Here is a 15211-nt window from a genome sequence, read left to right as displayed (position 1 = left end):
TATCCGACGCAAACCATGCTGCCCCAATTCATCCAGCGGCTCGCCGCACGCCTTGGTGGTTCGACCTCGACGCCCGACTCTCCGGCGGAAAACCAGCTCGCGGTGAAGCCGGGCGATTTGCTGACCCGGCGCGACGGACAGGTCTGGCGGGCCGCCTGGATCCTCGAAGTCGACCCATGGCCCGATGGAACGGCGGCCGCCCACTGCCTGAGCTACAAGCCGATGGACGCCAAGCCCACGGCCGATTCCCTGAAACAGGCGGAGGTGTCGATATGGCATGCCCCCATCGACGCAGGCAGCTTCGGTGAGGAGAGCTGGGAGCTGATCGGCAACCGGCAGCCCACCGAAGAAGACCTGATCGGCTTTGCCGAGTACCTGAGGCTCACGGACTTTCCGCGCTACCTCGAGGTGACCGGAAAGGACAGCAAGGGGATCGTCCGCGAGGCCAACGCGCATTACCTGCGCGGGAACGAACTCTGCGAGCAGGGCAGGAAACAGGAGGGCATTGCCGAGTACGACGCGGCGGTGGAGCTGTTTCCGCTGTTCTTCGAAGCCATCGATAACCGGGCGTTCACCCACATGGAACTCGGGAATTTCAGCGAAGCGCTGAACGACTTCGAGCAGTCGCTGCGGGTGAACCCCGACGGGCCGGCTGCTTTCTTCTCAAAGGGCGAGTGCCTCATGCGGCTGGGCGAGCTGGCCGCCGCGGAGGCCGTTTTCACGGAGGGAGTGGAGCGGTTTCCCGAGAAGAAGGCGCTCTTCCAGGACTTCCTGAAGCGCGTGCGGGCGCAGCGCTCCGCGAAGAGGTAGCCGCGCGTTCAGCGCGGCGGCTGCGAACGCAGTTGCTCCCTGAGGATCCGCCGTATCTCCAGGATTGCCAACGGGTTCTCCTGCACGCTGTGCGCTGACGGAATCACCAGCTCCGATGCCGCGCCGTCCAGGTGCGAGCTTGCGTACGGTACGATGCCGTCGCTCGACAGCGCCTGCGCCACGCCCGGCGTGTCGTTGCCGATGATCGAATGAAAACGCACGCGCGGATTCATCGGCAGCCCCGATGACAGCCGCACGAACGGATCGCGGTCGCTCAGGTTGTCGATGCTGTTGGGAATGCGCAGCGGCTCCTGGCCCTGCGTGCTGGGCGCGATGCGGATCAGTTCGCGCGAGATGTCGCTCAGCTGCCCCAGCATCGCCACCGGCAGCGTGATGAGGTTGGCCACCCAGCGCGAGACGCGGTTGTTGGCGAAGTCGGTGCCGCGATGCGGCGAGGCGATGAAGATCGCGTCGCTCACCTGCGGCAGCGGCTCGAAGCGCAGGTAGGGCGCGAGCTTTTCTTCCATGCGCTGCTGCTGCGCGCCCTGCATCGGGTAGCTGGCCAGCAGCGCCTCCCAGAGCTTGTCTTCCGACGACGACACCATCAGCCGCGACAGCACGCCGCCCATGCTGTGGCCAATCAGCGTGATGTTGTTCGAGGCCTCGGCCTTGCCCGTGGGGTCGAAGTGCGCAAGCGTCTGCGTGACGGCTTCGCGGATCGCGAAGTTGTTGATCGGCAGCGGTGCGTTGGTGGGGTAATACACCTGCCAGATCTGGTAGCGGCGGCGCAGCGTTTCGTCGCCGAGCACTTCGTTGGCCACGTTGATCCATGCCTCGGGGCTGCTCGCGAGGCCGTGCAGCATGATGACCGTGCGGCGGTTCGGGTCGTAGGGCTGCATCAGGTAGATGCGCGGCTGCGTGAGCCCGTCGCGGCCGCCGAACAGGCTGCGCAGGGCCTGCAGCGCGAAGTCGGAGCGCGCGAGCCACAGGCCATAGCCCGAGGTGAAGTTGGCGGCCAGTGGCACCTCCTGCCCGGCCAGTTGCACGTTGGCGGTGCGGTACGGGTCGTAGGCCGCAATGCGCAGCGTGTGGGTGCGCAGGATCTCGTCGAGATTGGCGCCGTCGAACAGCAGCAGTGCTGTGACGGCGGGGAACGGCATCTCGCGGTAGGGCGGCCGGGGCGGGCGCTTGTCGTCGGCCGGGCCGGGCGTTGCCTCGTCGTCCGTGCGCTTGGCGTTTGCCGCCACCAGCTCCGCGCCGAAGCCGTCGCGCCGGTAGGTGTTGCGCAGGCCAGAGAAGGTCAGCGAGGCGGCGGGAATCAGTTCGTCCGGCAGCGGCGCGCTGGTGGGCAGGCGCAGTGCCGATACGTCGGTTTCGATGCGCCAGTCGCCGACCTGCGGCACTTCCGGGGTCGGGTCCGATGGCGAACCGGTGCGCCGGTAGGTCTTGAAGAGGCCGGTAATGGCCTGCTGCACCGCGTAGTTGTAGTAGTCGCGAACCTGCGTCTGCCGGTCTTCGAAAGCGCGGTCGCGTGGCTTGCGGGCGGTGTAGAACAGGTAGGCGTAGGCATGGCGCGCGGTTTCGAGCCAGGCCTCGATGGCCGTGGTGGCCGATGAATCTGACTGCGCTGCGGTGCCGCCTTTGTCTGCCGCGAGCGCCACCTGCAGCCACACTTCCGACAGCGCGGACAGGCGCTGTTCGTCGCTCAGGCCCGACGACTCGGCCAGCGCATTGCGGCAGGCCTGGCCGTCCTTGCGACACAGATCGGCGTCGGAGCCGATCACGCGCAGCACCTCCTGTGCGGAGGTGCTCAGCTCGCCGGTGGTGAGCACGTCGCCGCGACGCTGCGCGAGGTATTCGGCCGGCGAGATCGAGCCGACCTTCACGCCAGCGCAACCGGCCAGCAGCACGGCGGTGCACAAAAGGGCCGGCAGGCAAAGAAAGCGCATGCGCATCACGGCTTCGCCTTGGGTGCCTTGGAGTCCTCGAGGCCCGGCAGGCCTTGCCGGATCGCCTGCGAGAAGTTCACGCCCGGCGCCGCCTTGTCGGTGGCGATGGCACGGTCGGTGATGCGGCCCGCCGCGCGCAGCGCTTCCATGCTGTAGCCGGGCGTAAGGCCGCCCACGTCGTAGAGGTAGTCGGGCAGGTAGCCCGAGGCCAGCAACCGCCAGTCCATCGGCAGGCCGGGCACGATGCGCTTGGCCAATGCATACACGATGGTGGTGCAGTTGGCGGTGAGCGTGTTGTAGAAGCTGGCCTCGCGCACCAGCGCCGCGCTTTCGCCGAGGTAGGCCACGAACAGCGAGCGCATTTCCTGCTGCGGCAGGCGCACGCGGTACATGTAGACGTCTTCGCCACGCACGTTGGTACGCACGCGCATGATGTCGTGCTCGTCGGCCGCAACGAGGCTGGTCTCGAACTGCTTGAAGAAGCCGCCGACCGACGAGAAGCTTTCACCGCGCTCCTTGCGGATCTCGATGGAGAAGGTAACGAACTGCCCGTCATCGAAACCGAAGGACACCAGCGTGTGCGCGATGGCCGGGCCGCTCCAGTACGAGAGCGCCACGTCGACCGAGCGCAGGCGGTCGAGGTCGTAGCTGCGCGTTTCCCAGCGCTGGGTGTAGTCGGTGTCGCTGCGCCATTCGAAGTTGCGCACGTTGTCCATCGTCACGATGCTGCCGTCGACATGGGCGTGCAACTGGCGGGACACGTCATCGGCCCACAGGCGGTTCTGCGAGGGCAGGATGGTGCCCCACCAGCCCATCAGCAATGCGAAGCCAACCACGTAGGAGAGCAGGGCGCGCGCTGCCTTGCCGCGCCACAGCAGCGCGATGGCGGCAAGGCCGAAGCCGGCCCACAGCACGCCTGCGCCGATCTTCACGAAGGAAGGCCCCGGCAACTGATACCAAAGTGCCATGCAGGCCCACATCGCCGACAGCAATACGACTAGCGATGCCGCGAAGCGGCCGAGGAAGCGCAGGAACATTCAGGTCATCGGAGAGTGAGGCGCGATTATCTCCGCCCGACCCGGGCGCCCCGGGGCCTCTACAGCATGTACGTCACGAGCTTGAAGTCCGGGTCTTCGGGGAAGGGCTTCACGGTGAAGCCAAGCCTGCGCACCAGCTTCAGCATGTCGGGGTTGTTGGCCAGCACCAGCCCGTCGATCTCGGCCAGGCCCTTGTCGCGCGCTACGTCGATGATGCTTTCCATCAGCCGCGAGCCGATGCCCTTGCCGCTGAACTCGTCGGCCACCACCAGCGAGAACTCGCAGCTGGTCTGGTCGGGGTTGGTGATATAGCGCGACACGCCCACGATGTGCTCGCTTTCGAGCACGGTGCCGTCGGGCGACACGCTGCGCTCCATCACCACCGCCACCAGCGCCATCTCGCGGTCGTAGTCGATCAGCGTGAAGCGCGACAGCATCGAGGGCGGCAGCTCGTGGAAGCGCGAGACAAAGCGGAACCAGCGGCTCTCGGGCGACAGGCCCTGCACCAGCGCCTGCAGCATCTGCGCGTCGTTGGGGTGAACCGGCCGCACGATGTACGTGCCGCCACCGGGCAGCGGCCATTCACGCCGGTAGCGCGCGGGGTACGGCATGATGGCCAGGTGCTGGTAGCCGTTGACCGCATTGCTGACGTGGGCCGCCACCGCCTGCGTGGTGCTGCCGACCACGATGCGCGCATCGACCGAAATGGCGCCCGACTCGTCCACGATGATGGGGTTGATGTCCATCTCGCGCAGCTCGGGCAGCTCGCACACCATTTCGGACACGCGCAGCAGCACGTCTTCGAGTGCTTCCATGTTCACTGCATGAGCGCCGCGCCATTCGCCCAGCGTCTCGGCCACTCGCGAGCGCTCGATGAGCCGGTGCGCAAGAAACTGGTTGAGCGGCGGCAGTTCCATGGCGCGGTCGTTCAGCAGCTCGATCATGGTGCCGCCCGCGCCGAAAACGATGACGGGGCCGAAAGGCTGGTCGGTGACCATGCCCACGTAGATCTCGCGCCCGCGCCGCGCGCGCACCATCTTCTGCACGGTCACGCCGTTGATGCGGGCCTCGGGCGCGAGGCGGGCAACGCGCTCCATCATCTCGACGTAGGTGTCGCGCGCGCTGGTGCCGTTCAGCACGTTGAGCGCCACGCCTTCCACGTCGGACTTGTGCGCGATGTCGGGCGAGTCGATCTTCAGCGCCACTGGAAAGCCCAGCTGCGTCGCGATCATCATGGCCTCGCTGGCGCTGCGTGCGAGCAGCGTGCGCGTGATCGGAATGTGGAAGGACGACAGCAGCGACTTCGATTCCATCTCGGTCAGCACATGGCGCCGTTCGGCCAGCACGCTTTCGATGATCAGGCGCGCGCCCTCGATGTCGGGCTTGGCCAGTGCCGACAGCGGCGGCGGCGTCTGCTGCAGCAACTGCTGGTTCTGATAGAAGGCCGCGATGTTGCCGAAGGCGCCCACCGCGGCTTCAGGCGTGCGAAAGCTCGGAATGGTCGCGTCGGCCAGTACCGAGCGCGCCTTGCCCACGGACGAGTCGCCCATCCAGCAGGCCAGCAGCGGCTTGTTCATCGGCCGGGGGATGTCGGCAAGCGCTTTCGCGGTGGCAGCTGCGTCGGCGCCGGCCTTGGGAGAGAAGATGGCGAGCACGCCGTCGACCTGGCTGTCGGCCGAGGCGGCATCGATGGCGGCGCGGTAGTGCGCGGGCAGGGCCTCTTCGGAAAGATCGATCAGGTCGTTCAACGATGCGAGCGGGGGCAGGGTGGGCTGCAGCAGCTTCTGCGCGGGCGGCGAAAGCTTGCCCAGGTGGAGGCCGATCTCGTTGATCCAGTCGGCCGCCAGCACACCAGGACCGCCGCCGTTGGTGACCACGGCCAGGCGCTTGCCCACCGGCCGGTAGCGCGAGGCCAGGCACTTGGCGGCCGAGAACAGCTCGACGAAGGAGCGAACCCGCACCGCGCCCGCGCGGCGCAGCGCGGCATCGAACACGTCGTCGCTGCCCACGATGGCGGCGCTGTGCGTCTGCGCGGCCTCGTTGCCCGCCGGCTTGCGCCCGGCCTTGAGCACCACCACCGGTTTGGCATGCGAGGCCGAGCGCAGCGCGCTCATGAAGCGGCGCGCATCGGCAATGCCTTCGAGGTACACGATGATGCTGTGCGTGGCCTGGTCGTTGGCCAGGAAGTCGAGCACCTGCGGAATGTCGACCGAGGTGTGCGGGCCCAGCGACACCACGCTCGAAAAGCCGACGCCGTTCTGGCGCGCCCAGTCGAGCATCGAGGCCGTGAGCGCGCCAGATTGCGCCACCAGCGCGAGCGGCCCCGGCTTGGCCAGCGGCCCGGCCACGCCGGCATTAAGGTGCAGCAGTGGGCGCTGGAAGCCCAGCGAATTCGGCCCCAGCAGGTGCACGCCTTCGCGGCGCGCGATCTTGCGCCACTGCGCTGCCTCGTCGGCGCCGATGCCACTCGAAAGAACCACCGCCGCCTTGCAGCCGATGCGCCCCGCGATTTCAAGCGCGGCCGCCACGTCGCGCGGCGCCAGCGCGATCAGCGCGAGATCGGCATGGGTCTGGGCCAGTTCTTCGAGCGTGCCCTTGGTGCGCACGTCCAGAAAGCGCAGGGTGCCGTCGAAACGGTCGGCACGGAAGGCCTCGCGCAGCGTGCGGCCCGCAGGGGTCTGGCCGCCCGGGTCGTCGGCGTGGCCGACGAAGGCCACGATGGAGGCGGGTGCGAAAAGCGGGGTCAGGAAATGCTTGTCCATGCCCCCAAGTCTGCACCGTTCCGCACCGTTCGGGGGCAGTTGCACAGGGTCTTGACCTAAGTCATGACGTGGTCAGCGCGCTTGGCTATATTCAAGGCTCCATGCAAAAACGTATTGGCGTGATCTTCGTCTCGCGACGAAATTCATTGCGCAGCATCCTTGCCGAAGCGTGCCTCGCGCACCTGGACCCGAAGCGGTTCTCGGTATCTTCCTGCGGTCAACCCGGGCACATTGCCCGTGAGTTCCATCCCGCGGCCGTTGCCGCATTGACGAGCGCCAGCATTCCCCCTCCCGAACGGCCGCCGCGCAGCTGGGACGAGCTGGTGCGCGCGAATGCCTCCCCGGCGGACTTCGTCATCACGCTGGACGCGGCCAGCGCATCCCGCCAGCCGTCATGGCCCGGTCAACCCGACGCGGCGCTGTGGGCCTACCCCGACATCGCCGACGGCGACGACCTGGAGAAGACCGCGCACGACGCCGTCCAGATGCTGTTCTCGCTGCGTCGCCGGCTCGAACTGCTGGTGAGCCTGCCGATGCAGGGGGCGGACCGCTCGGCCGTTCGCTCCGATGTGCGGGACCTGGGATACATGCGTTAGCAGAGGCCCTGGCTCGAACGCCCCCCGCGTTCGGCTCACTCCAGCGTGAAGCCGATCTTCAGCGTCACCTGCCAGTGCGCGACCTTGCCGTCCACCACGTGCCCGCGCGTCTCGGTGACGGTGAACCACTGGATGTTGCGCAGCGTTTCGTGCGCCTTGGCGATGGCGGTCTGCACGGCGTCTTCGATGCCGGTCGAGGAGGAGCCCGTCAGCTCCAGCGATTTGTAGACGTGGTTGGACATGGGGTCTGTCTCCTTCTGGGTTGATGGGCGATGGGCCCGGAAAACATCGTAGTCCTGTTGCGGGCGTCAGTGAACGAATCCGCCCTTGACGAAGCGCACGGGTTCGGCGTCCATGCGCGCGATGAGTGCGCCCAGGCCGTCCGGCGCCAACGGCCGCGTGCCAGCCGATGCGGGCTGCTCGGTGCGGCACAGCAGGTCGTCGTCGCTCCATGCGCCCTTGCCGGGTTCGCCGCGTGCGCGCAGCCAGCCGTCGCGGTCCACGATCAGCTGCGTGCCCGCGAGCTGCGATGTCGCGGCGACCAGCGAGAAGGCGGCCCATGCGGCGGATGAAGCGGCGATACAGTCACCGGCCTGCGATACGGCTGTGGTGGCATCTGGCGCAAGGAACACCGTGACGAGGCGCGGGTCGTCGAGCAGCGGCGGCACGCTCGCACCCGCAGCCACGATCCGCAAGCGCTGCCCGCGCCAACTGTTCAGACTGCGTGGCGGCTTGCCCTTGCATTGCACAGCCACATCGGGCGGTGCGATCGGCTGCGTCCACAGCCCGGCCGCACGCAGGCTCTCACCCGCGCCCTGCGCTTTCATGAAGTCGATCAGTGCCCAGGCGTCCGCGTCACGCAGTACACCGCCGAAGCCGGGCATCGTCGGGGCGCCGCGCCGGTCGCGCATGCCGTTCATCACATGCCAGAGCACATCGCCGTCGGTGCGTCGCCACAGCAGCGGCCCGCCAAGATTGGGCGGCCACACGGGTTGTGAAGCTGCCAGCGGTCCTTGTCCACGCCCATCGGTGCCATGGCAGGCCACGCACTGCGCCGCATACAGCACGCGCCCGCGCTCGATGCTGTCTGCGGTGAAACCGGTGGGCGATGTCTGGAAGCTGGTCGGGTACGCGGGTACCAGCACCACGTTGGCTTCGGGCCAGGGCGCCAGCGCGACCAGCAACGCGGCCGCTGCAACGAGCCACACGCGGCGGCGACGCCAGAGCGCGGCGAGCAGCAGCGTCAGCACCGCCACCGCAAGCACGACTACCGTGAGCCCGAGCCGTCGCGCCTGGCCGAGATCGATCAGCAGGTTCTCGCCCGACAACCGCAGCGCCCACGGCCATGCCGGCTGGCCGTGCGCGTGCGAGACCAGCCCCAGCGCATCGAGCAGGCGCAACAGCTGCAGTTGCGCGCCCTGCAGCAGGCCGATCAGCAGGTTGAGCCAACCGGCCTCGGGCAAAACGCTCATGTCACCACGTGGCGTCGAGTCCCAGGTGCTTGAGCGCCTCGTGCCGCAATTCGGCCAGCCGCGGGTCGCCACGATGGCGCGGGTAAGGCAGATCGACCACCAGTTCCGCCGCAATGCGCGCCGGCCGGTCGCTCAGCACGATCACGCGGTTGGCCAGGAACAGCGCCTCTTCCACGTCGTGCGTGACCAGCAGCGCAGAGAAGCCGGCGCGCTGCCACAGGTTGACCAGCTCGCTCTGCATCGCGATGCGCGTGAGCGAATCGAGCTTGCCCAGCGGCTCGTCGAGCACCAGCAGCTGCGGGTCGTTGACCAGCGCACGCGCCAGCGCCACGCGCTGCGCCATGCCGCCGGAGAGGTGATGCGGAAAGGCCTTCGCGAATTCGGTGAGGCCCACGAGCTTGAGCGCTTCGTCGACGCGGGCGCGCTGCTCCTTCAGCACGCCGCGCGCCTGCAGGCCCAGCGCCACGTTGTCCCACACGCTGCGCCATGGGTAGAGCGTCGGGTCCTGGAACACGACGATGCGCGACGGGTCGGGCCGCGTGATGGCTTCGCCGTTCTGCGTGATGGCGCCGGCGGTTGCGGGCTCAAGGCCGGCCACCAGCCGCAGCAGGGTCGACTTGCCGCAACCGCTGGGCCCCAGCAGCGCGACGAACTCGCCGGGGCGCACCTGCAGGTCGACGCCGTCGAGCACCTGCAGCACGCCGCCGGACACCTCGAACCAGTGGCTGACGCCGCGGATGTCGATGTGCGCGCCGCCGGTGGTCTGGGTCGGGGCGGGTGGGGAAGGGAGTACGGCGTTCACCATTTGACGGTTCCTTTCTGCCAGGACAGCACGCGGTCGCGCACCTTGAAGAGCAGCGTGATGAGGCCCGAGCACAGCGCGGCCATGACGAACAGCGCCGCGTACATGTTGGCGTATGCAGCCCAGCCCTGGGCCCACTGCAGATACCAGCCGAGCCCGGCCTTCACGCCCATCATCTCGGCCGTGATCAGCACCGAGAACGAGGCGCCAAGGCCCATGAACAGGCCGACGAACACCTGCGGCAGGGCAGCCGGAATCGCCACCCGCAATACCAGGAAGCGCTCCGAAGCACCCAGCGTGCGCGCCACGTCGTAGTAGCTCTTGTGCACCGAGGCCACGCCCGACCAGGTGAGCACCGCCACCGGGAAGAAGGTGGCCAGCCCCACGAGGAACACGGCGGCCGAATAGCTCGACGGCGCGAAGAAGAAGGCCAGCGGCAGCAGCGCCGACGCCGGCACCGGCCCCAGGAAGCGCAGCAGCGGATGCACCCAGTACCCCGCGATGCGCGACCAGCCGATCGACACGCCAGTGACAAAGCCGATCAGCGCGCCCAGCACGAAACCATTGGCCAGCAGACGCAGCGAATACGCGGTCGACAGGCCCAGGCGTTGCCAGTCTTCATGAACCACGTCGATCAGGCTCTGCGGCGGCGCGAAGAAAGGCGAGGGCAGCACGCCGAGCTTGGCGGTGCCGATCTCCCACAGCGCAAGCACCACGGCCAGCGCGACCAGCCATTGCCCGGCCGGCCGCAGCGTTCGCGTCAGCTTGCCCGCGCGGTGGCCCAGCAGCGAAATTGCGAAGAGCAGGGCGGCGACCACCAGCGTGGCAATGCCGAACTCGCGCGTGAAGGCCCAGTCGTTGAAGCCGACTTCCTTGTTCGGCCACAGCAGCGTGAGAAGGCCCAGCGCGACCCAGGCGGCTGCGGCGAGCAGGCCGGTGGGCCAGATGCCGGTGGGGGCGGGAGGGCGCAGCGCAACCGTCTGCGGGGTTTTCTGCCGCGGTGCGTGATGAGCGGGCGCATTGCCCTGCAACCCGAGCGGCGAGTCCAGAACCTGTTCAGCGGTGGTCATGCGAGAACGTCCAGCGACACGTGATTGGCGAAGCGCGCTACGTCAGTGCTTTTCTTCAGGATGCCGGCATTGCGGAAGTCGGCGGCGAAAGCCTCCACTTCGTTGCGCAGCGCCTTGCCGGCCGGATGGTGCTTGTAGGTGAGCTCGGCCAGCAGCTTCTGCAGGTCTTCGAGCGGCACCTTGGGCGCGTATTTCGAATAGATCCTGGCGGCTTCGTTCGGGTTCTCCGACACGTAGTCGGAGGCCTGCGCGAGCGCGCGCACCACGGCGGCCGCGCGTGGCTTGTCGTTGCGCGCCAGTTCGCCGCGAGCACCGACGATGCAGCACAGGCGCTCGGCGTATTCGCCCTTGGCGCTGTTGGCGATCTCGGTGAAGACGCCGGGGTTGCGCTTCTCGATGAGAAACACGTTCGGGTCGCCGTCGGCAATCGCGTGGACCTCGCCCTTTTTCACGGCCACGTCGAGCAGGTCCGCGGGGTAGACGCGCCAGTCGACGTCCTTCTCGATGTCGATGCCTTTCTTCGCGAGATGGATGGCATAGAACTGCCTGGCCGGGCTGTTCTGGTCCGACACGCCGATGGTCTTGCCCTTGAGGCTGGCAAGGTCGGTCGTCACCCCCGAGGCCTTGGCCCCCACCAGCCGCAGGCAGCCGCCATGCACGCTGCCCACCACCTTGACGTCGAAGCCCGCCTCCAGCGGCTTCACCCAGCGGTGGATCAGGCCCACGCCCACGTCGGCCTTGGCGGTCGCCAGTGCCTCCAGCATCTGGTCGGACGAGCCCGCCCAGTTGAGCAGCTCGACGTCGAGCCCGTTCTTCTCGAAGAAACCCCGCTCCAGTGCCACCGGTACCGGGGCCAGGCAGAAGCCGGCCTGGCTCCAGGCGAAGGTGAGTTTGCGTGGCTGCGAGCGTGCCACGGTGGCGAGCAGGGCACCGGAGCCCACGATGGCTGCCGCCGCCCCGGCCTGCAGCACGCTGCGGCGCGAAGGCGGTAAGTGATCGAGAGGAACGGTCATCGCAAGCTTCTCCACCGAAAAATTGGAAGCAGCGAGTGTTGGCGCGCGAGGCCCGCGCGGCCAACGAATGAATGCGGCTATGGATATGCGCGCAACTACTTTTCCCTGGCGCCGAAGCTCTCCGCCAGGAATTCGACGATGGCCTGCACCCGCGCCGTGCGCCCCTTGCGGCTGGGCACCAGCAGCGTGACCGGCGCGCTGTCAAACTGCCAGTCGGCCAGCACGCGCACCAGCGTGCCGCGTGCCACGGCGTCGGCCGCGTCCCATTCGGAGCGCAGCACCAAGCCCATGCCCTGTTCGGCCCACTGGCGGGCCACGCCGCCGTCGTTGGTAACGTAGGCGGGCGAGATGCGCAGGGTCTGGGGTTTGGCCCTGGCGGCTGCGCGGCCGGCCGGGCGCACGTGCCATAGCGTCACGTCCTCGTCGTTCTCGCGGATGCTGATGCAGTCGTGCGCCATCACGTCGCGCGGCACGCGGGGCACGCCGTGCAGGCGCAGGTATTCCGGGCTCGCGCACAGCCAGCGCTCGTTGGCGCTCAGCGTGCGCGCCACCCACGACGAGTCGCGCACGGTGCCGATGTGGATCACCGCGTCGGCGTCGTGCCGGTCGGGCCATGGGGTTTCGCGCAGGTCGAGCTGCACGCTCAGCCCCGGGTGCAGCCGGGCGAAGCGCGCGAGCATGGGCGCTATGTACTGCCGGCCGTAGCCGAAGGGCGCGGCGATGCGCAGCGTGCCGGTGAGCCGCTGATCGTCGCGCTGCATCGACTCGCGCAGCCCCTCGATCTGGCCGAGCAGCGTAGCCGCCTCGCGCGCGAAGCGTTCGCCCTCGGGCGTGAGGCTCAGCCGCCGCGCGGTGCGGGTGGCGAGCGACAGGCCCAGCGTGGCTTCGAGCTTGCGCAGCCGCATCGACAGCGCGGGCGGTGTGACGTCGAGCGCGCGCGCCGCGGCGCTCAGCGAAGGTTCGCGCAGCAGGGCGGCCGCAAGCTGCATGTCTTCGATCTGGATCATTAACTTGTACTTAACGATTGATGACCGTGCATTGAAGCACAAGCATGGCCTTGAAACGTACAGTCGATGCCCATGCAAGCCCACAACGCCTATCCACGCGCCGTGCTTTTCGACCTGCTCACGGCGCTGCTCGATTCCTGGACCGTCTGGAACACCGCCGCAGGTTCCGAAGAGAAAGGCCGCGCCTGGCGCGCCGAATACCTGCGGCTCACTTACGGCTGCGGTGCCTACGTGCCCTACGAGCAGCTGGTGAAAGACGCCGCGCGCCAGACCGGCATGGCCGACTCCGCACCTGACGCACTCGAAGCCCAATGGGACACCCTGCCCGTGTGGGACGGCGCACGCGAGCTGCTGCTGGCGCTGAAGCCGCACTGCAAGCTCGCCGTAGTCACCAACTGCTCGAAGCGCCTCGGCCATCGCGCGGCGGCGCGGCTGGGCATCGGCTGGGACGTGGTCGTCACTTCGGAGGAGGCCGGCTTCTACAAGCCCGATCCACGTCCGTATCGCTTGGCGCTCGACCGGCTGGGTGTAAAGGCTGAAGAAGCGGCTTTCGTTGCCGGTTCGGGCTACGACATGTTCGGCACATCGGCGGTCGGGCTGCGCACCTACTGGCACAACCGCGTCGGGCTGGCGCTGCCGCAGGGTGCTCCGACGCCTGAACTGCAGGCGGCAACGCTGGCACCCACGCTGCCCTGGCTGCAATCCTTCAGCAAATGACGAGCTTGCTCATGAACAACACCCTCGCCACCATCGACACACCCGCCGCCCTCATCGAGCGCTCGCGCATGCAGCACAACATCGCGCGCATGCAGCAGCGCATGAACGAACTCGGCGTGCGCTTTCGCCCGCACGTGAAGACCAGCAAGTGCATCGCCGTTGCCAAGGCACAGCGTGATGGGGGTGCGCAGGGCATCACCGTCTCCACGCTGAAGGAGGCCGAGCAGTTCTTTGCCGAGGGCTTCACCGACATCCTCTATGCCGTCGGCATGGCGCCGCACCGGCTGCAGCATGCGATGGATCTGCGCCGCAGAGGCTGCGCGCTGGGCATCCTCACGGATGGTGTCGAGTCGGCGCGCGCGATCGTGGAGTTCGGCCGCGCGAACGGCGAGGTGTTCGACGTGCTGATCGAGGTCGACACCGACGGCCATCGCTCCGGCATCCGGCCCGAAGAAGACGCGCTGCTCGAAGTGGCGCACGTGCTGCACGACGGCGGCATGCGCCTCGGCGGCGTGATGACGCATGCCGGCTCCAGCTACGAGCTCGATACGCCCGAAGCCTTGCGCGCCATGGCCGAACAGGAGCGCTCGGGCTGCGTGCGCGCTGCCCAGCGGCTGCGCGACGCGGGCCTGCCGTGCCCGATGGTCAGTGTGGGCTCGACGCCTACGGCGCTGATGGCCGAGGCGCTCGAGGGCGTTACCGAGGTGCGGGCCGGCGTCTACGTGTTCTTCGACCTCGTGATGCGCAACATCGGCGTGTGCACAGAGGGCGACATCGCCCTGAGCGTGCTCACCACGGTGATCGGCCACCAGGCCGACAAGGGCTGGGCCATCGTCGACTCAGGCTGGATGGCGATGAGCCGCGACCGTGGCACGCAGAAGCAGAAGCGTGACTTCGGCTATGGGCAGGTCTGCTCCGTGGATGGGACCGTACTCGACGGCTATGTGCTCAGCGGTGCCAATCAGGAGCACGGCATCCTCTCGCGCGAAGGCGCGCCGGACACGGGCATTGCGGCGCGTTTTCCCATCGGGACGCGGCTGCGCATATTGCCGAACCACGCTTGTGCGACTGGCGCGCAGTTTCCGGAATATCAAGCGCTGTCTGAAGACGGCTCGCTGGAAACCTGGGGGCGTTTCCACGGCTGGTGAGTGCACAGCGTCGGCGCTTGAGCGAGAGCGGCCTCGTTTCGGTCAGCCAAGTCGAGCCGCAGCAGCAGGGTGCGCGTGGAGGGTTCCTGAATCTTGCCACCAGCCCTGTCGCCTCGGAGGAGGCCGACCGCGCTAGGATGTGGCCTCTCTTTTTGCAGGAGACAGCCCCATGACCCGAGTACTGGTGCGCAGCTTCAGCGTTTCGCTCGACGGCTTCGCCGCTGGCCCAGACCAGAGCCTGGAGCACCCGCTGGGCGTTCGTGGTCCTGAACTCATGGACTGGTTCTTTCCCACGCGCGTCTGGCAGCAGATGCACAAGACGGGCGAGGCCAACGGCGAGACCGGCATCGACAACGAGATCGCCGAACAAGGCTTCGCCGAAATAGGTGCCTGGATTCTCGGACGCAACATGTTCGGGCCGGTGCGCGGTCCCTGGCCGGACGAGAGTTGGAAAGGCTGGTGGGGCGATGAGCCCCCGTACCACGTGCCGGTCTTCGTGTTGACCCACCATGCCCGCGCGCCGCTGACGATGCAGGGTGGCACTACTTTCTACTTCGTCACCGGCGGCATCCGCGAAGCGCTGGCACAGGCACAGGTCGCCGCGGGTGCGCGCAACGTGCGCGTGGGCGGCGGCGTGGCCACCGTACGCGAATACTTGAAGGCCAGGCTGATCGACGAACTGCACCTGGCCGTGCGTCCGGTGCTGCTGGGCAAAGGCGAGGCGCTGTTCGCAGGCCTGGACCTGCCGGCGATGGGCTACAGCTGCGAACGACAGGTGGCAGGCGAGCGCGCCACGCATATGTTCCTGCGCCGCAGCGCGCCTTGACA

Annotated in this window: 14 protein-coding genes; 5 read left to right on the top strand and 9 right to left on the bottom strand. The window is 67.8% G+C overall.

Annotation, left to right across the window (positions count from 1 at the left end):
- Nucleotides 1-15 precede the first annotated feature (15 nt).
- Nucleotides 16-810, top strand: a complete 795-nt coding sequence (locus tag BMW87_RS04405; protein WP_093074460.1) for a tetratricopeptide repeat protein — start codon at nt 16-18, stop codon at nt 808-810.
- Between the two features lie 8 nt (nt 811-818).
- Here the strand turns inward: BMW87_RS04405 and BMW87_RS04400 are convergent, their stop codons facing one another.
- The 3 genes from BMW87_RS04400 to BMW87_RS04390 are packed head-to-tail and all read right to left on the bottom strand — an operon-like array spanning nt 819 to nt 6558.
- Nucleotides 819-2765 carry an esterase/lipase family protein gene (locus tag BMW87_RS04400; protein WP_093074458.1) on the bottom strand — a complete coding sequence of 649 codons (1947 nt, stop codon included), beginning with the start codon at nt 2763-2765 and terminating at the stop codon, nt 819-821.
- Nucleotides 2765-3796 carry an Lnb N-terminal periplasmic domain-containing protein gene (locus BMW87_RS04395; RefSeq protein WP_093058329.1) on the bottom strand — a complete coding sequence of 344 codons (1032 nt, stop codon included), beginning with the start codon at nt 3794-3796 and terminating at the stop codon, nt 2765-2767. Before BMW87_RS04395 ends, BMW87_RS04400 begins: the two co-directional genes overlap by 1 nt.
- A gap of 59 nt (nt 3797-3855) precedes the next feature.
- Nucleotides 3856-6558: a bifunctional acetate--CoA ligase family protein/GNAT family N-acetyltransferase gene (locus tag BMW87_RS04390; RefSeq protein WP_093074456.1), complete on the bottom strand. Its 2703-nt coding sequence runs from the start codon at nt 6556-6558 to the stop codon at nt 3856-3858.
- 101 nt (nt 6559-6659) lie between these two features.
- On the opposite strand from BMW87_RS04390, the gene BMW87_RS04385 reads away from it, so the two are divergent.
- A complete protein-coding gene (locus tag BMW87_RS04385) occupies nt 6660-7154 on the top strand; it encodes an arsenate-mycothiol transferase ArsC (protein WP_093074454.1) in 495 nt (164 codons plus the stop codon).
- 35 nt (nt 7155-7189) lie between these two features.
- Here BMW87_RS04385 and BMW87_RS04380 read toward each other — a convergent pair whose 3' ends face one another.
- The 6 genes from BMW87_RS04380 to BMW87_RS04355 all read right to left on the bottom strand — a co-directional run bounded on the left by BMW87_RS04380 (nt 7190) and on the right by BMW87_RS04355 (nt 12518).
- Nucleotides 7190-7396 (bottom strand): dodecin, encoded by a 207-nt coding sequence (locus tag BMW87_RS04380; protein ID WP_093058332.1) that lies wholly within the window; start codon nt 7394-7396, stop codon nt 7190-7192.
- Nucleotides 7397-7462: 66 nt separating this feature from the next.
- Complete coding sequence (locus tag BMW87_RS04375; protein ID WP_093074452.1) at nt 7463-8626, bottom strand: c-type cytochrome; 1164 nt, start codon at nt 8624-8626, stop codon at nt 7463-7465.
- Nucleotide 8627: 1 nt separating this feature from the next.
- Nucleotides 8628-9431 (bottom strand): ABC transporter ATP-binding protein, encoded by an 804-nt coding sequence (locus BMW87_RS04370; protein ID WP_093074450.1) that lies wholly within the window; start codon nt 9429-9431, stop codon nt 8628-8630.
- The gene (locus BMW87_RS04365) at nt 9425-10498 is read right to left on the bottom strand and encodes an ABC transporter permease (RefSeq protein WP_093074448.1); all 1074 of its coding nucleotides are present in this window, start codon (nt 10496-10498) and stop codon (nt 9425-9427) included. The genes BMW87_RS04370 and BMW87_RS04365 overlap by 7 nt, the downstream gene beginning before the upstream one ends.
- A complete protein-coding gene (locus BMW87_RS04360) occupies nt 10495-11511 on the bottom strand; it encodes an ABC transporter substrate-binding protein (RefSeq protein ID WP_093074446.1) in 1017 nt (338 codons plus the stop codon). The genes BMW87_RS04365 and BMW87_RS04360 overlap by 4 nt, the downstream gene beginning before the upstream one ends.
- 95 nt (nt 11512-11606) lie before the next feature.
- The gene (locus BMW87_RS04355) at nt 11607-12518 is read right to left on the bottom strand and encodes a LysR family transcriptional regulator (RefSeq protein ID WP_093074444.1); all 912 of its coding nucleotides are present in this window, start codon (nt 12516-12518) and stop codon (nt 11607-11609) included.
- 66 nt (nt 12519-12584) lie between these two features.
- Here BMW87_RS04355 and BMW87_RS04350 point away from each other — a divergent pair, with 66 nt between their 5' ends.
- The 3 genes from BMW87_RS04350 (at nt 12585) to BMW87_RS04340 (ending at nt 15209) form a co-directional block, all read left to right on the top strand.
- Entirely contained in the window at nt 12585-13235 is a 651-nt protein-coding gene (locus BMW87_RS04350; RefSeq protein ID WP_093074442.1) for an HAD family hydrolase, read from the top strand.
- An 11-nt stretch (nt 13236-13246) separates the two neighbouring features.
- Entirely contained in the window at nt 13247-14383 is a 1137-nt protein-coding gene (locus tag BMW87_RS04345) for a DSD1 family PLP-dependent enzyme (protein ID WP_177192720.1), read from the top strand.
- Nucleotides 14384-14552: 169 nt separating this feature from the next.
- A complete protein-coding gene (locus BMW87_RS04340) occupies nt 14553-15209 on the top strand; it encodes a dihydrofolate reductase family protein (protein WP_093058339.1) in 657 nt (218 codons plus the stop codon).
- Nucleotides 15210-15211 lie beyond the last annotated feature (2 nt).

It is taken from the genome of Variovorax sp. OV084 (genome assembly GCF_900111625.1).
GTDB lineage: Bacteria > Pseudomonadota > Gammaproteobacteria > Burkholderiales > Burkholderiaceae_C > Variovorax.
Note: the sequence above shows the minus strand (reverse complement) of the source record. Positions and strands in the feature narration are given on the sequence as shown.

Coding starts and splice junctions, on each gene's coding strand:
- BMW87_RS04365 (WP_093074448.1), bottom strand. CDS start 10,498: ATGACCACCGCTGAACAGGTTCTGGACTCGCCGCTCGGGTTGCAGGGC.
- BMW87_RS04395 (WP_093058329.1), bottom strand. CDS start 3,796: ATGTTCCTGCGCTTCCTCGGCCGCTTCGCGGCATCGCTAGTCGTATTG.
- BMW87_RS04390 (WP_093074456.1), bottom strand. CDS start 6,558: ATGGACAAGCATTTCCTGACCCCGCTTTTCGCACCCGCCTCCATCGTG.
- BMW87_RS04360 (WP_093074446.1), bottom strand. CDS start 11,511: ATGACCGTTCCTCTCGATCACTTACCGCCTTCGCGCCGCAGCGTGCTG.
- BMW87_RS04385 (WP_093074454.1), top strand. CDS start 6,660: ATGCAAAAACGTATTGGCGTGATCTTCGTCTCGCGACGAAATTCATTG.
- BMW87_RS04405 (WP_093074460.1), top strand. CDS start 16: ATGCTGCCCCAATTCATCCAGCGGCTCGCCGCACGCCTTGGTGGTTCG.
- BMW87_RS04340 (WP_093058339.1), top strand. CDS start 14,553: ATGACCCGAGTACTGGTGCGCAGCTTCAGCGTTTCGCTCGACGGCTTC.
- BMW87_RS04345 (WP_177192720.1), top strand. CDS start 13,247: ATGAACAACACCCTCGCCACCATCGACACACCCGCCGCCCTCATCGAG.
- BMW87_RS04370 (WP_093074450.1), bottom strand. CDS start 9,431: ATGGTGAACGCCGTACTCCCTTCCCCACCCGCCCCGACCCAGACCACC.
- BMW87_RS04380 (WP_093058332.1), bottom strand. CDS start 7,396: ATGTCCAACCACGTCTACAAATCGCTGGAGCTGACGGGCTCCTCCTCG.
- BMW87_RS04400 (WP_093074458.1), bottom strand. CDS start 2,765: ATGCGCATGCGCTTTCTTTGCCTGCCGGCCCTTTTGTGCACCGCCGTG.
- BMW87_RS04355 (WP_093074444.1), bottom strand. CDS start 12,518: ATGATCCAGATCGAAGACATGCAGCTTGCGGCCGCCCTGCTGCGCGAA.
- BMW87_RS04375 (WP_093074452.1), bottom strand. CDS start 8,626: ATGAGCGTTTTGCCCGAGGCCGGTTGGCTCAACCTGCTGATCGGCCTG.
- BMW87_RS04350 (WP_093074442.1), top strand. CDS start 12,585: ATGCCCATGCAAGCCCACAACGCCTATCCACGCGCCGTGCTTTTCGAC.